Origin of the sequence: Profundibacterium mesophilum KAUST100406-0324 (genome assembly GCF_009835145.1) — a bacterium.
GTDB lineage: Bacteria > Pseudomonadota > Alphaproteobacteria > Rhodobacterales > Rhodobacteraceae > Profundibacterium > Profundibacterium mesophilum.
The window spans coordinates 50,320-65,338 of sequence record NZ_APKE01000015.1 but is presented as its reverse complement, the minus strand read 5'-3'; the positions used below and the strand labels follow the sequence as shown (position 1 = coordinate 65,338).

Here is a 15,019-nt window from a genome sequence, read left to right as displayed (position 1 = left end):
CGGCCGAGATCGTCCGCGTGGACTGATGACGGCGGGGAAAGGGGGCATCATGTCTCAGGCGTGAGTTACGCAACAACGCCGTGCATAGGAGATCGTGGGACAGGTCAAAATTCCGTGCTTCTTCAAGGGTTATCGCGAAAACTGTCCCACCAGATTTGGGCGCAGCTCCGTTCAGACTTGCCGCTGATTCAAGTAGTTGAGTGTCTTGTTATCACGGAAATTCAATCTTCGTCATACACCTTTTGCCTGTCTACTTCATCTTCAGGGTCATTGAGATATCCGATCAAATCTTTGAGAAGCACAACATCCATAACATTGTTTCCATGTTCATCAGCCAATACGTGGGTTACACCATGGAAGCTCCGATCTTCCATTCCTCGGGAGTTCAAGAGAGAGCTTAAACTGAAATACTTTCGATAATCTTTGCCGGCCTCCCAGGCAACAACTAGATCAATATCTGCAGCCTTTTTCTCTCCTGTAGTAATGTCACTTATCAGTCCGTCGAGGCTAAACTTGTATTCTAATACATATAATTTGGAAGAGAGAAATCCGTCTGGGTGCTCATCCTCATAATCACCAGCTACTTCGTCGGATATACCAAGTGGATTCTTCAAATCATCGAATACATGATCCTCAAAGGATGGTCCTATGCGTACACGGTATGCTCCATCGTAGGTGCTCATTTCATTAGTTCCTACGACCTTCAGGCCGCGTACAACCCCGCCAGCTATAAGTTGATTGAAGAGAGCGACCACATCTTGCTCACGGGAAGGCTCTGATGAAATAGATATTTCGTTCACCGGAATGAAGAAATTTGAGTTCTCAAGGGAAAGAGGCGAGGTTTTCTCATGGTTCTCCAAAATCTTCTTCCAACTATCAACCTTATCGCCCTGAAGAATCTCCTTCTTCTTGACGTCCTCGTTTCTAAGGCAGTCTCGTATTTTTGTAAAATTTCTCTCGACAATTTTTTTGGAAACAGATTTTGCAAGGTCAACTAAATCTCTATCAAAGCCCTTCCTGCCTAGATCAACCACGCAATTTTTGAAGTGGACGACAAAGTGGACTTGATTTTGCCGTCCAATGTAGCGATCCAGAGGAACTTGTATCATTTCCCCTTGTGGCATATTGTCGGCCGCCATCTGAATTCCTGGTCCGTAGATGTTTGCGGTCGGCCGGTATCCAATTTTGCTGTCAGCTAGGCGTCGCCAGACTTTCGCGCCTGACATAAACGAAGCTAAAATCCGCAATTCATGTTTCTTAATTCCATCAATTTCATCGGCGGAAAGCTTCTCAACGTTCTCTAAAATATCACTCTGAGACCAATTCAGCCAAACGGCATCCAAGTTTCTGATGCTTATAGGAAGCTTTGCAGCAGCCCCCTTTTTTTCCACATTTTCACTAATTTTTTCGACTACATTACCATATTCTCCGGTTTTTGCGAAATGCGCATGGGGAAGCATATAGCCAGTTTGGGTGGCGTCATGTTGACTCACTGAACCATTTTGATCAATATGCTTGACCACAATGGCTAAATTCGTTTTTTCTGAGACTGCGCCAATGGCGGTCTTTACGGACAGAGCTACGAACCATGGTTCGGCGCTTTTTAGCCCAGGCCATGAAAGCTTTGAAGGTTTCGTTGTTTTATCAAAACGTAGGGTGATTGACGCTCCCTGATCAAATTCTTTGAAAGCGTCATCAATATGATCTTCATCGGTAGGGAATACCTCTGGGTTTGCGCTTGCGTTTGCATCATGCAGCCAAATTCTCGCGCCCTCCATTTCTCCATTCGCAGTGAAATGCTTCGTCTTTGTATCTATCCTAATATAGTTGAACCCGTACGCTAGGAATGTCGCGCCGACTCCTTTGCTGCCTCTCTCGCCAGCTTCTTTGAATGATTCGTGTGGGGCTAGAAATTTCTGAAAAGATGCCTGGTCCAAGCCAATCCCGTTATCGGAGACGGTCAATTGTGAAGCTGCCTCGTCAATGAGGATCCGCACTTTCTTTTTGTGCTCTTTGACTCTGGAGCGCTTTTCTACGGAGTCAATCGCATTTTGAATTAACTCCGCGAACGGATCGTACCATCCGACATAAGAATGTAGGATCGAATGTATACTTCGCTTATGACGGCGAGACACTACGCTTTCGTCAACTGCGGCTGTATCGTGAATTTTGAGTGGGTCAAAGTTTTCGAACATAGTTTGCCTCAGGGTTCAGCGGTATGGTGGTGTCTAATGCGCCTGCGCTCAGTTTCGACGAGGATTTGGGAGATTGCGATAAGCAATGCTGAAGCACTTAATCCAAGTTGAACGCGCCCGTCAGTCTATAGACGGGTTCTATGTGGTTGCCAACGCGTGGTTGCTTTTTGTGCTCGGTTCAGCTGCTTCTGTAGCCTAAAGCCTGTTGAGGCAAAATGTCCGGGCTGCGCTGCTACCAATAGTTTCAGCCAGACTTGAACGGTCAAACCAAGGATTGTTGCTTTCATTCATATGGGAGGGTCCTTGCCGAACTAGTTGGGTTGCGGCTTAAATTGAGCATGCGGACCCGATGGAGCAAACGGTAGTCTCACTTAGGCGAGCCGTGTCGCTAGAGTTCCGGATGAAGGTTCAAACCTTCTCTGTCCCCGCGCCCCACAACGTTCCCCGACCCTCCCCATCGGGGGAGGGCAAGATGTCCACCGGACGACCGGCAAGCGGCCTGACATTGAATTGTGTGGGCCTGAGCGTCGTTTCCGGGGAGGCCGGGGGAGGCTTGGGGGAGGGCAAACCGGGGCTAGGGGAGGTGTCAGATGTTCAGATATATCTTAAAAACAACTACTTATAAGTTAGTATATATATGTGGGGAAGATGGGGAGGGGTATATAACACATACGAGAAAACACCCGTAACAGCATATTTTAGAATGCCGGGGGTCCGGGTCTCCCTGAGTGCCCCGCCCTCCCTCGTGCGGGAGGTCGAACGAGCCGCCTGCGCGGAGTTGGGTCCTTCCTGCGGGTCGAGACGTGGGTATATTCGCGCCCCGTTGTTTGAGGGGCGAATGGTGTTTGGCAGGATGGGCTTTTCGATTGGGGTTGTTGTTGATCGTCTGCTGTGTCCCGCCTCTTTGGCTGTCCTGGGACGGTATGCAGCGCTTTCGCACACGCTGTTTGCCTCAACCTTGCGTGGAAAAATTTTAAGCGCGCCGCACCGATGGCTGGGGACTGTCGCGGTCTTGGGCCAACCGGGGTGCGGGGATTGTCTTTATTGCCATTGAGTGACCCCGCTCCAGCAGGTGGAGCCGTTAGCTGGGCGAGGTTCCCCCGATCCATGGTTGTGAGCTCAGTATTGGGCGCGGGCTAGGGCAGTCACGCATGTTGGCTTATGCGGCTTCGCCCCTCAGAGGCCATACCCGTCAGTTCCAGGAAAACCTTGACACGAAGGCCGATTTATAAGCATATACCCTGTAATACGTTAAACGATTCGTAGGGATATAAACGTGACACGACAAGAAACAAAGAGAATGTATCCTCTCCAACCGATCCTCGAATGCGTTGGAGTGAAGGAGGCTGCATTCCGTCAGCACCTTCACAAGGGTGTCCTGCGCGATGCCTTGGCCGGTGTTGGACAACTGGCGGTAACGGAAGAAACATTGGCCACGCATATGTCGATGCCGATGCGCGGAACTGGCGTCATTCGCGGCGGTGGACGGTTTGCGACCCTTGAGGGGGCGATTTGCCTAGGCGTGTTCTTCCGTCTTGTTTCCGGTGGTGTATCGTCTGCTGACGCCCTGAGAATGGCGCATAGGTTCATTTTTGGCATGGAAGACGGCGAGAAGGCTGTTCGGGCGTTCAAGCCGGGAAGAATCCGCCCAGCTGGTGACGTCTTCCCCGGCCCTGACGCCACTTACCTAGTGGCAATCTCAAACTCACCGATCCCAGACCTCGCTGAGTGTGAGGGCTACGCTTTCGTTCCCGCGTCGGATTTAAAGCCGCAGCTTTTGGCGCGATGGCTGGGACTGCACGAGGCTGACAGCGCCACCGTCTGTCTCGTCAACCTGTCAGAGCTGATAGCAGAAATTCGCGCGGGCCTGGAGGACCTGGCCCCTGTTGCAATCGACGTGGACTATCTGCCAGGCACCCCCGCCCAGGACTGGCCGGAACGTCCGTCTGATGCGGTGGTGGCTTTCCTGTCAGAGCATGTGGACCGCAACCCGCGCGGGCGGACCCCGGCACTGGATTTTCGCCTGGCGTTTTCCGCCTGGTATGTCCGCTGGAAGGGTGAACCGATTGCGGAGCGTGGAAAACGCGGCCGAGGGGTCAGTTCCGTATTGGGCGAGGCGCTGGCCGATCTTGGCGTCCGAAAGATGAAATCCAACGGAAAACTGACCTTCGCAGGCATTGAGTGGCGCGAAACCCCGGCCACGCAAGCCCTGCTATCCGATGCTCTAGGCCGGGAATGATCCCGAACCCTCGACCTTCCCCGCCGATCCCGAACCCCGAAAGGAACCCGTCCCGTGAACACCAAAACCACCATCCCAAACCCGATCGCTACTGCCCCCCGTGGCCGCGCGAATGTCGTGGCCGCCTGCCTCGCCGTTCTGACGCGCGAGGTTCATGGCGCTGGCCTTGAAAAGCACGACGCCCTGGACCTGTTGCGGGACGCGCCGGACAAGATCGACGCGGCCCTGGGGCGCTGGTGGTTTACCGCCTGGACCGTCGCGGGGCGCGGGGTGTGGTCAGTGACAGCGAGTCCCGTCTTGGGCGTTTCACGGCCGCCGCCGAACAAGAGGGCGCACCGCTTTTCGGGTTTTGCCCCGGCGCGATTGCGGAGCTGGCGGCCCATATCGACGCGGGCGCAGCGTCTTTGAAAAAGGACGCCTGATCCATGAAACATGAGCGGTTTGCAGATTTGAACAATCCCGCCTTCGGCCCGCAAGTTGCGGCCGAGATGAAGGTGGAGGACGGGGACCGGACGGTTCTTCTGTCCTTCTCAAGCGAAATTCCGGTCCTGCGGGATACCCCGATGGGACCGGCCTTTGAGGTTCTGGGGCATGATCCGGGCGAGGTTGACCTGGCTAGGCTCAACAGCGGATCGGCCCCGGTCCTCAAGGATCATCGGCGCGACGTGGACTCGATGGTTGGGACGGTTGTTTCCGCCCGGATCGAGGGTCGCCGAGGCCGCGCGGTTGTGCGGCTGTCAGACACACCAGAAGGCAGCTCAATGCTCTCCCGCATCAAGGCGGGCGAAGTGCAATCGGTATCGGTGGGTTACGCCGTCCATGAGCTGAAACCGGCGGGCGAACACAAGGGCTATCCGGTGTTGCGCGCCACGCAATGGGAAGCGGTCGAGGTTTCACTCGTCGCGGTCCCGGCGGACCCCACGGTCGGGGTCGGTCGGTCGCTGTCGGGCGGTTCTTCCGCGTCCATCCCTCACATTCCGAAAGGTTCAAACATGACAACTCCCACCACCGAAACGACGCAATATCAACCCGCCCATACGGCCGGTTCAGTCAGCGCCGAACGTCGCCGCGCGTCGGAAATCTCCGCCTTAGGCCGTAGCTTCAAAATGCCCGCAGAGGACGTGGAAAGCGCCATCGCGGGCGGACTTTCCGTCGATGCTTTCCAGCGGTCTATTTTGGACAGCATGGAATCCGACGAGTCGACGGCAACGCGGAGCCGCATGGGCCTGCCCGCAATTGCGGCGGCCGAACGCTCCTATTCGCTGTCCCGTGTCGCCCATGCGCAAGCCACGAACGACTGGTCCCAAGCCGGTTTCGAGCTGGAAGTGTCCCAAGAGCTGAAAGGCCAGATCGGCCGTAGCGCCTCGGGGACCTACGTTCCCACCGCCGCCTTGGCCGGGCGCGCCCTGATCACGACCGCCACCGCGCCGTCGCTGATCGGCACCCAGCAGATGCATGACGCCTTTGTCGAGGTTCTGAAACCACAGGTGCGGGTGATGGAGCTGGGCGCGACCGTTCTGCCGGGCCTGGTCGAAAACGTGTCGATCCCGCGCCAGACGGCCGGGTGTTCTGCCGAATGGATTGCGGAAAACAGCGAGGCATCGGAGTCGACCCCGGCCTTTGACGCTGTGACGCTGACCATGCACCAGCTTTCGGCCCACACGCGAATTTCGCGCCGTCAGCTCAAGCAAAGCCTGCCCGCCGTGGACCAAATCCTCACCAATGACCTGCGCGCCCAGATCGCGGTCGCCCTGGACAAGGCAGCAATTGCCGGGACCGGCGTTGGTCCCCAGCCCACCGGCATTCTGAACATCGCCGGTATCGGTGACGTGGCGATGGGAACGAATGGCGATTTCGTCACCTGGGCCAAACTCATGGAGCTGGTCAGCACAGTGGAGTCGGCCAACGTCGATCCCATGTCCCTGGGCTTTCTGTCCAACCTCAAGGTCAAAGGCCACCTCATGTCCACGCCCCGTATCTCGGGGACAGATACCATGATGCTGGACCCGGACGCGGCCGCCACGGCCGAGGACCTGCGCCTGGCCGGTTACAAGGCCCGGTTCTCGGGCAACGTGCCGTCCGACCTTTCGAAAGGCACCGGGAACGACCTGTCGGCCGTGATCTTCGGGGCCTGGGCGGACCTTCTGATCGGCCAGTGGGGCGGTATCGACCTGATTGTGGACGATGTGACGGAGGCCGCGAAAGGCAACGTTCGCCTGGTGGCCCATTCAGAATGGGACATTGCCGCCCGCCACGCGGAGTCCTTCGCGGCGATCCAGGACGCCCAGACCGCCTAAGAGCTAAGACGCCATAAGACTGCACCACGCTGCAGCGGCGCAGCCCGCCCCTTCAACGCCTGAAGCGGGGCGGGCTATCTCTCCAACCTTTCGCGTCTGAGGTCTCATGCTTCAAACCGCCGCAAAACACGACACAAGCGCCCTTCCGTTGCCCACACGGCGCGGGCTGTCGCGTGTCGAGGCGGCCGGTTACATCGGCATAGGCGCGTCAAAATTCGACGCGATGGTGGCCGATGGGCGGATGCCCAAGCCCAAGAAAATAGACGGAAGGCGGGTTTGGGACGTCCGTTCGCTTGACCGATCATTTGATTCTTTACCTGGTGGTGACGACTCGGACTACAATCCTTGGGATGAGTAGATGACCGAGGAGACCATGAAACTTAGATTGAGATATGTTGTCGAGGATACGGACCGGCACGGAAACGTGCGGCTCTACTATCGACGCCACGGCCGGAAAGTGCGCTTGCGCGGCCCGACTGGATCACCGGAATTTCTGACCGACTACCGCCGCGCTGCGGCAGGTCCAAAGGAACCCAAGTCAACAACCAAACGAGCAGGTCGCGTGCGGCCTGACACGTTTCATTGGCTCTGCACCCAATACTACAAATCGTCCATGTGGGCCGGGCTGGACCCAAAGACCCAAAAGACCAGGCGCGCGATCCTCGAGCGGTTCGCGCTTCACAACGGCAATGGCGACAAACCGTTTCGCATGATGTTGGCGCGCCATATCCGTAAGCGCCTGGATGAAATGATGGCAACGCCAGAGGCGGCCAACAGCATGGTCAAAGTGCTGCGCCAGCTCTTTCGCTTCGCCGTCACCTATGACCTGGCCGACACGAATCCTGCGAAGGACGTGGAGCTTCTGAAATCGAACCCAGATGGCTACCACTCGTGGACCCTAGCCGAGATAGAGAAGTTCGAGGAAACGCATCCAGAAGGCAGCACAGCGCGCCTAGCGCTGGCTCTGGCGCTCTACACAGGGCAACGCCGGTCTGACCTAGTGTTGTTCGGGAAACAGCACGTCCAGAAGGGCTGGCTCGTGTTCACTCAACAGAAGGGAAAAGGCCGAAATCCGGTCCGCTTGGAAATCCCGATTGTGCCAGAGCTGGAACGGATCATCGAGGCAAGCGAGACCGGCGACCTAGCCTTCCTCGTCAACGCCTATGGGCGGCCCTTCACAAATGCAGGATTCGGCAATCGGTTTCGCAAGTGGTGCGACGATGCTGGTTTGAAGCATTGTTCGGTCCATGGCCTCCGAAAGGCGGCCGCTGCGCGCTTGGCCGAGCTGGGGTGCACCGAGTTCGAAATCATGGCGATCACCGGCCACCAGACCTCGAAAGAGGTCACGCGGTACACGAAAGCGGCCAGCCAAAAAGTGCGCGCTCAGGCGGCATCTGAGAAGATGCGCGCGGGACAGAGTTAGAACAAAAGTGTCCCACTTTTTGCCCCCGTTCGACACGGTGGGACAAAATCGACACCTAAGACTCTGATACTTCGAAAAGAAAAATCTAAGTGGCAGCCCGTAGGGGAATCGAACCCCTCTTTCCAGGTTGAAAACCTGGCGTCCTAACCGATAGACGAACGGGCCAGACTGCCTTCTGCGGCTCTATAGCGGCCCGCGCGGCGGGGTGCAATGCTTGGGGCGGAATTTTCTTTAGCCCGCTGGCACGCGGCCATCGCATCGCCCCACACCATGCCGTCAGGGCACTCGCAGGGTCCGGCTCGGTCATATCAGGGGAAAATGGCAGCCCGTAGGGGAATCGAACCCCTCTTTCCAGGTTGAAAACCTGGCGTCCTAACCGATAGACGAACGGGCCAGCCTGTCGGTGAGCGGGTTCTAGGCAACTGGAGCCTGGCTGACAAGCGCAATCTTGCACGGCCGGGCCAAAAAACGATACGCCCCCCGATCAGGCCGGCGCGGCGTCCTCAAGCATCAGCTGCGGCCGCGCGCGTCCGCCCCAGTGATTGATCTCGAGCCGCCCGGCCAGGTGGAAGCGCCGCCCGCCATGGCCCTCGAGCGCCGGCCCCAGCGGCCCATCGAAGGCGCCGAAGGCGATCGCGTCGAGACGCGGCCCCATACCGTCGGAGAAACTGACCTTGAGATGCGTTGCCCCGACCCGCCGCGCGGAATGCACGGCGCAGTCGGGAAAGGCGAAACGGGGGGCCTGCGCGCCCATCCCGAACGGGCCCGCTTCCTCGATCCGCTCGATCAGCTCGGGGGTTGCCGCCCCCGGCATCATGGCGGCATCGAGCGACAGGTCCGCCGGCCCGCCCTGCCCCGCGCCTTGCCGGGCAAGCAGCGCGCCGAGCCGCTCCATCGCCGGGGCGAGCTGCGCGCGTGTCAGGCTGAGCCCAGCCGCCATCTTGTGCCCGCCACCCTTGCCGATCAGTCCCTCGGCGGCCAGACGCTGCACCGCCGCACCGAGATCGATGCTGCCGACCGAACGCCCCGACCCCTTGCCGTCGTCACCATCGAAGCCGATGACCACCGCCGGGCGCCCCGTCGCCTCCTTGAGCCGGGCCGCCACGATCCCCACCACGCCGGGATGCCAGCCCTCGCCCGCCGCCCAAGCGAGCGGTCCGTCCACGCCCCGCTCCTGTGCCTGCTCGAGGGCCGCCGCACGAACCTGCCCCTCGAGCTCGCGACGCTCGGTGTTGAGCGCGTCGAGACGCTCGGCAATGGATGCCGCCTCCGCCGGATCGGTGCAGCACAGGAGCCGCGCGCCCAGATCGGCCTTGCCGATCCGCCCGCCCGCATTCACCCGCGGCCCGAGCAGGAACCCCAGGTGATGCGCCGTGGGCGCCGCCTCCATGCGCGCCACGTCTCCGAGGGCAACCAGGCCGGGACGCGCGCGGCGCGCCATGACCTTGAGGCCCTGACGCACGAGAGCCCTGTTGACGCCGATGAGCGGCGCGACATCCGCCACCGTCGCCAGTGCCACCAGGTCGAGCATCGCCATCAGGTCCGGCCCTCTGACACCATCGAGTCTCAGCCGGCGGTTGACCTCGACCAGCAGCAGGAACACGACCCCCGCAGCGCAGAGATGGGCAAGCGTGCCGTCCTCATCCTGGCGGTTGGGATTGACCACGGCGACGCAAGCCGGAAGCGTCTCGCCGCCAAGGTGATGGTCCAGGATGATGACATCGGCCCCCTCTGCCGCGGCGACCGGCGCATGGGACAGGGTGCCGCAATCGACGCAGATGATCAGGTCATGCCTGCGCGCAAGTTCCTCCATCGCCGGCACGTTCGGGCCGTAACCCTCGTCGATCCTGTCGGGAATGTAGAGCGTCGCATCATGGCCCATCGCCCTCAGCCAGCAGATCACCAGCGCGCTCGAGGCGCCGCCATCCACGTCGTAATCGCCGAAGACGGCGATCCTCTCGCGGTGCTTCAGGGCCGCGAGGAAGCGCTCCGCCGCCGGCCCCATGTCACGCAGGCTCATCGGATCGGGAAGAAGGTCGCGCAGCGCCGGGGCGAGGAAGGCATCGGCCTCGTCAGGGGCGACGCCGCGGCGCGCGAGCACCTGCGCCAGCGGGCGCGGCAGGCCGGTCCGCTGGGCCAGGGCCTCGGCCCGCCGGTCGACCTCCAGTCCCGGACCGACCCAGCGCCGGCCGCTCAGGGACGCCTCGACCCCCAGGAAGGCGGCAGGCTGCGTATCGCGGGGGGCATCTGGGGGCGTGTCGCGGGGCATGGAATCTCCGGGCGGCTGGGCTGCGCCGCCTGCTTATACCCCGCGATGCCCCGCGGCAAACCCGATGCGCTCAGCGCACGGGGTTGCGATAGGTCATCTTGCGCACGGACCCGGTCTTGGAGCGCATCAGGATCGTCTCCGCCGTGAGCGCCCCCGGCTCGCGCTTGATCCCCGCCAGGATCGAGCCGTCCGTCACCCCGGTCGCGGCGAAGATCACATCGGCGGTCACCATGTCGTCCAACGTGTAGACCCGCTCGAAATTGGTGATCCCCGCCTTGCGCGCGCGTCCCTTCTCGTCCTCGTCGCGGAACAGCAGCTTGCCGTAGATCTGCCCGCCCATGCATTTGAGTGCCGCAGCCGCGAGCACGCCCTCCGGCGCGCCGCCCGAACCCATGTACATGTCGATGCCGGTCCGCTCCGCCTCGGCGGTGTGGATGATGCCCGCCACATCGCCATCGGTGATCAGCCGGATCGCAGCACCGGTGGTGCGCAGCTCCTCGATCATCTCCTGGTGGCGCGGCCGCTCGAGCACGCAGACGGTGATGTCCTCGGTGCTCACCCCCTTCGCCGAGGCCAGCGCGCTGACCCGCTCGGCGGGGCTCATGTCGAGCGTGACGACGCCGCGGCGGAAGCCCGGCCCGATCGCCAGCTTTTCCATGTAGACGTCCGGCGCATGGAGCATGGAGCCGCGCGGCCCCATCGCGATGACGGTCAGGGCGTTCGGCATGTCCTTCGCCGTCAGCGTGGTGCCCTCGAGGGGATCAAGCGCGATATCCACCGCCGGCCCGTTGCCGGTGCCGACCTCCTCGCCGATGAAGAGCATCGGCGCCTCGTCGCGCTCGCCCTCGCCGATCACGACCACCCCGGCGATGTCGAGCATGTTGAGCTGTTCGCGCATCGCGTTGACCGCGGCCTGGTCGGCGGCCTTCTCGTCACCGCGACCGATCATCCGCGCGGAGGCGAGCGCCGCGGCCTCGGAGACACGGGCGAGCCCCAGAGACAACATGCGATCATGGAATTCGGCGACTTCGGACATGGAAGATTTCCTTGCGATGCTTTGGCTTTACGGCTGTTCAATGCGGTCTACCCCGACCGATCGCGCCAGCCAACCCTGTTACCGCCCACAAAGATCCGATGCCGTCACCCCGGAACGACGAAAGCCGCCCAGCGGGCGGCTCATCGAGGCTCTCGTCAGAGCCAGTTGGTGCGGTCGAGAAGACTCGAACTTCCACGGGTGTTACCCCACAGCGACCTCAACGCTGCGCGTCTACCAATTCCGCCACGACCGCACTGTCCTGACTTGGTGCGGGGCTTCTATCGTGGGGCGCGGGGGTTGTGAAGCGGTTTTTCCGCCCCGCGAGAGGTTTTTTCGCCCGCCCCCGCGGATGGCGGGTCCGCGGCATCGGAAGCCCCGCCGATTTTCGCGTTCCGTGTCCGGCGGCGCGCGGATATGCAGGGATCTTGCGGCAAGGCGGAGGACGGCACATGGTTGAATGGATCACGGCGGACGGTCTCGTGCCCTATGAGGAGGCGCTCGACTTCATGGAGCGGCGCGCCGGCGACATCCGCGAGGGGCGCGCACCCGAGACGATCTGGCTCCTCGAACATCCGCCGCTCTACACCGCGGGCACGAGCGCCGATCCCGCCGACCTGACCGACCCGGACCGCTTCCCCGTCCACGAGGTGCGCCGCGGCGGGCAATACACCTATCACGGCCCCGGACAGCGCGTCATCTACGTCATGCTCGATGTCGGCGCGCGGGGCCGCGACGTGCGCCGTTTCGTGCAGCAGCTGGAGAACTGGGTGATCCTGGCCCTGGCCGAGTTCAACCTGACCGGTCATATTCGCGAAGGCCGCGTGGGCGTGTGGATCGAGCGGCCGGACAAGCCTTCCCTGCCGGACGGACGGATGCGGGAGGACAAGATCGCCGCGATCGGGGTTCGCCTGCGCCGCTGGGTCTCGTTCCACGGGATCTCGATCAATGTAGAGCCCGACCTGTCGCATTTCAGCGGCATCGTGCCTTGCGGCATCCGCGGCCACGGGGTGACCTCGCTCGTCGACATGGGACTGCCGGTGACGATGTCCGATCTCGACACCGCGCTGCGCCGCAGCTTCGAGAAGGCCTTCGCCGGCGGCTGATGCGGGCCGCGCGGATGCCCCGCGGCGGCCGCACCCCGCCGCCATTCCGTCCCCGCCCCACCCGCGCGATGACCCGAGACGCAACTTCGGCACGGCGCGACATTTTTTCCCCCGCTGCGGCGCCTTGTGTCATTGCGGCAGGCCAAGGCGCGCTTTAAACCCTTGTGCAATCGTCCGGGCCCAAAGCTCGGGCCGGGATCGCAACGGGAACCAGGAGGCACAAGATGGCTGACGCAGCCGTTCACGGCCATGACGGACACGACGAGCGGGGCTTCTTCACCCGCTGGTTCATGTCCACGAACCATAAAGACATTGGTATTCTATACCTCTTCACCGCCGGCCTCGTCGGTTTCATCTCTGTGGCGTTCACCGTCTACATGCGCATGGAACTCATGAACCCCGGCGTTCAGTACATGTGCCTCGAAGGCGCCAGCCTGCTGCCCCAGGCGGCCGCGGACTGCACGCCCAACGGGCATCTGTGGAACGTGCTGATCACCGGCCACGGCATCCTGATGATGTTCTTCGTCGTGATCCCGGCGCTCTTCGGCGGCTTCGGCAACTACTTCATGCCGCTGCAGATCGGAGCGCCCGACATGGCGTTCCCGCGGATGAACAACCTCAGCTACTGGATGTTCGTCGCCGGCGTCTCGCTCGCGGTCCTGTCGGTCTTCAGCCCGGGCGGAAACGGCCAGAACGGCTCCGGCATCGGCTGGGTGCTCTATCCGCCGCTCTCCACCACGGAAGCCGGCTACTCCACCGACCTGGCGATCTTCGCCGTCCACCTGTCTGGCGCCAGCTCGATCCTGGGCGCGATCAACATGATCACCACCTTCCTCAACATGCGTGCCCCCGGCATGACCATGTTCAAGGTGCCGCTCTTCTCCTGGTCGATCTTCGTCACCGCATGGCTGATCCTTCTGTCGCTGCCCGTCCTGGCGGGCGCCATCACCATGCTGCTCACCGACCGCAACTTCGGGACCACCTTCTTCGATCCCGCCGGCGGCGGCGATCCGGTGCTCTACCAGCATATCCTGTGGTTCTTCGGCCATCCCGAAGTCTACATCGTGATCCTGCCCGGCTTCGGCATCATCAGCCACGTCATCGCCACCTTCAGCCGCAAGCCCATCTTCGGCTACCTGCCGATGGTCTGGGCGCTGATCGCGATCGGCGTGCTGGGCTTCGTCGTCTGGGCGCACCACATGTACACGGTCGGGATGTCCCTGACGCAGCAGTCCTACTTCATGCTGGCGACCATGGTGATCGCGGTGCCCACGGGCATCAAGATCTTCTCCTGGATCGCGACCATGTGGGGCGGCTCGGTGGAGATGAAGACCCCGATGCTCTGGGCCTTCGGCTTCCTGATCCTCTTCACCATGGGCGGCGTGACCGGCATCGTGCTGAGCCAGGCGGCGGTGGACCGCGCCTATCACGACACCTACTACGTCGTGGCGCATTTCCATTACGTGATGAGCCTTGGCGCCGTCTTCGCGATCTTCGCGGGCATCTATTTCTACTTCCCCAAGATGTCCGGCAAGATGTATCCCGAATGGGCCGGCAAGCTGCATTTCTGGGCGATGTTCATCGGTGCCAACCTGACCTTCTTCCCCCAGCACTTCCTGGGCCGTCAGGGCATGCCCCGCCGCTACATCGACTATCCCGACGCCTTCGCGCTGTGGAACCAGGTCTCGAGCTGGGGCGCCTTCCTGTCCTTTGCCTCCTTCCTGTTCTTCATCGGGATGACCTTCTGGGTGTTGGTCAAGGGCAAGAGCGTGAACCTCGCCAACCCCTGGAATGAGCATGCCGACACGCTCGAGTGGACCCTTCCCTCGCCGCCGCCCGAGCACACGTTCGAGATCCTGCCCAAGCAGTCCGAGTGGGACAAGGGCCCGGCACATTGACGCCATGCCCGTCGAATGGATGACATCACCGCAGAAGGCCCCGGCACCCGCCGGGGCCTTCTTGCCAAGCGGCGACACCCCGCCGCTGGCCGTGGCCCATCTGTGGCCCAACCGCTCCCTGCCCCGACGCGGTTTCGCCTGGGTGATCGGCTTCATGTTCACGATGATCCTGATCCCCGTCATCCCGCTGCTGGGAACGCCCGTGCTCTGGGGTCTCCTGCCTTTCGTCATGGGCGCGCTCTGGCTGCTCTGGGGGGCGATCATGCGCAACTACCGCGACGGCGAGGTGCGCGAAGTGCTCAGCCTCTGGCCGGATCGCCTCCTGCTCTCGCGGCGCGAGCCGCGCCGCGCCGAACCGCTCGAATGGGAGGCCAACCCCCATTGGGTCAAGGTCGTGATGCATGAGAAGGGCGGACCGGTCTCCCATTACGTCACCCTGCGCGGCAGCGGGCGCGAGGTGGAGATCGGTGCATTCCTCAGCCCCGACGAGCGCAAGGCGCTTTATGCGGAACTGACCTCCAGGCTTGGCGGCTGAAGGGCGATTGCAGCCCCGCCGGCG

Annotated in this window: 10 protein-coding genes and 3 tRNA genes; 7 read left to right on the top strand and 6 right to left on the bottom strand. The window is 61.4% G+C overall.

Going from position 1 to position 15,019, the window contains the following annotated elements; translation table 11 throughout:
• Positions 1 to 221: 221 nt before the first annotated feature.
• Positions 222 to 2,195 (bottom strand): ATP-binding protein, encoded by a 1,974-nt coding sequence (locus tag PMES_RS07125; protein WP_159964890.1) that lies wholly within the window; start codon positions 2,193 to 2,195, stop codon positions 222 to 224.
• A 1,300-nt stretch (positions 2,196 to 3,495) separates the two neighbouring features.
• On the opposite strand from PMES_RS07125, the gene PMES_RS07120 reads away from it, so the two are divergent.
• From PMES_RS07120 to PMES_RS07105, 4 genes are all read left to right on the top strand, one after another.
• Positions 3,496 to 4,434, top strand: a complete 939-nt coding sequence (locus PMES_RS07120) for a hypothetical protein (protein WP_159964888.1) — start codon at positions 3,496 to 3,498, stop codon at positions 4,432 to 4,434.
• A 54-nt stretch (positions 4,435 to 4,488) separates the two neighbouring features.
• Positions 4,489 to 4,842: a hypothetical protein gene (locus tag PMES_RS07115; protein ID WP_159964886.1), complete on the top strand. Its 354-nt coding sequence runs from the start codon at positions 4,489 to 4,491 to the stop codon at positions 4,840 to 4,842.
• Positions 4,843 to 4,859: 17 nt separating this feature from the next.
• Positions 4,860 to 6,731: a phage major capsid protein gene (locus PMES_RS07110; RefSeq protein WP_159964885.1), complete on the top strand. Its 1,872-nt coding sequence runs from the start codon at positions 4,860 to 4,862 to the stop codon at positions 6,729 to 6,731.
• Positions 6,732 to 7,089: 358 nt separating this feature from the next.
• Positions 7,090 to 8,154, top strand: coding sequence for a tyrosine-type recombinase/integrase (locus tag PMES_RS07105; protein WP_159964883.1), 1,065 nt, complete (start codon positions 7,090 to 7,092; stop codon positions 8,152 to 8,154).
• 90 nt (positions 8,155 to 8,244) lie between these two features.
• On the opposite strand, the gene PMES_RS07100 is transcribed toward PMES_RS07105, so the two are convergent.
• From PMES_RS07100 to PMES_RS07080, 5 genes are all read right to left on the bottom strand, one after another.
• Positions 8,245 to 8,319, bottom strand: a tRNA-Glu gene (locus PMES_RS07100).
• Between the two features lie 154 nt (positions 8,320 to 8,473).
• A tRNA-Glu gene (locus tag PMES_RS07095) sits at positions 8,474 to 8,548 on the bottom strand.
• A 90-nt stretch (positions 8,549 to 8,638) separates the two neighbouring features.
• A complete protein-coding gene (gene recJ / locus PMES_RS07090; RefSeq protein WP_159964881.1) occupies positions 8,639 to 10,423 on the bottom strand; it encodes a single-stranded-DNA-specific exonuclease RecJ in 1,785 nt (594 codons plus the stop codon).
• A gap of 70 nt (positions 10,424 to 10,493) precedes the next feature.
• A complete protein-coding gene (gene glpX / locus PMES_RS07085; RefSeq protein ID WP_159964880.1) occupies positions 10,494 to 11,459 on the bottom strand; it encodes a class II fructose-bisphosphatase in 966 nt (321 codons plus the stop codon).
• Between the two features lie 166 nt (positions 11,460 to 11,625).
• Positions 11,626 to 11,712, bottom strand: a tRNA-Leu gene (locus tag PMES_RS07080).
• A 196-nt stretch (positions 11,713 to 11,908) separates the two neighbouring features.
• Here PMES_RS07080 and lipB point away from each other — a divergent pair.
• From lipB to PMES_RS07065, 3 genes are all read left to right on the top strand, one after another.
• Complete coding sequence (lipB, locus tag PMES_RS07075; protein ID WP_159964879.1) at positions 11,909 to 12,562, top strand: lipoyl(octanoyl) transferase LipB; 654 nt, start codon at positions 11,909 to 11,911, stop codon at positions 12,560 to 12,562.
• Between the two features lie 224 nt (positions 12,563 to 12,786).
• The gene (gene ctaD / locus PMES_RS07070; RefSeq protein WP_159964877.1) at positions 12,787 to 14,460 is read left to right on the top strand and encodes a cytochrome c oxidase subunit I; all 1,674 of its coding nucleotides are present in this window, start codon (positions 12,787 to 12,789) and stop codon (positions 14,458 to 14,460) included.
• Between the two features lie 4 nt (positions 14,461 to 14,464).
• A complete protein-coding gene (locus tag PMES_RS07065) occupies positions 14,465 to 14,995 on the top strand; it encodes a DUF2244 domain-containing protein (protein ID WP_159964875.1) in 531 nt (176 codons plus the stop codon).
• Positions 14,996 to 15,019 lie beyond the last annotated feature (24 nt).

What these genes read in the sequence shown, in the direction of transcription:
- PMES_RS07125 (WP_159964890.1), bottom strand. Translation starts at nt 2,195, where the DNA reads ATGTTCGAAAACTTTGACCCACTCAAAATTCACGATACAGCCGCAGTT.
- PMES_RS07120 (WP_159964888.1), top strand. Translation starts at nt 3,496, where the DNA reads ATGTATCCTCTCCAACCGATCCTCGAATGCGTTGGAGTGAAGGAGGCT.
- PMES_RS07110 (WP_159964885.1), top strand. Translation starts at nt 4,860, where the DNA reads ATGAAACATGAGCGGTTTGCAGATTTGAACAATCCCGCCTTCGGCCCG.
- PMES_RS07105 (WP_159964883.1), top strand. Translation starts at nt 7,090, where the DNA reads ATGACCGAGGAGACCATGAAACTTAGATTGAGATATGTTGTCGAGGAT.
- recJ (WP_159964881.1), bottom strand. Translation starts at nt 10,423, where the DNA reads ATGCCCCGCGACACGCCCCCAGATGCCCCCCGCGATACGCAGCCTGCC.
- glpX (WP_159964880.1), bottom strand. Translation starts at nt 11,459, where the DNA reads ATGTCCGAAGTCGCCGAATTCCATGATCGCATGTTGTCTCTGGGGCTC.
- lipB (WP_159964879.1), top strand. Translation starts at nt 11,909, where the DNA reads ATGGTTGAATGGATCACGGCGGACGGTCTCGTGCCCTATGAGGAGGCG.
- ctaD (WP_159964877.1), top strand. Translation starts at nt 12,787, where the DNA reads ATGGCTGACGCAGCCGTTCACGGCCATGACGGACACGACGAGCGGGGC.
- PMES_RS07065 (WP_159964875.1), top strand. Translation starts at nt 14,465, where the DNA reads ATGCCCGTCGAATGGATGACATCACCGCAGAAGGCCCCGGCACCCGCC.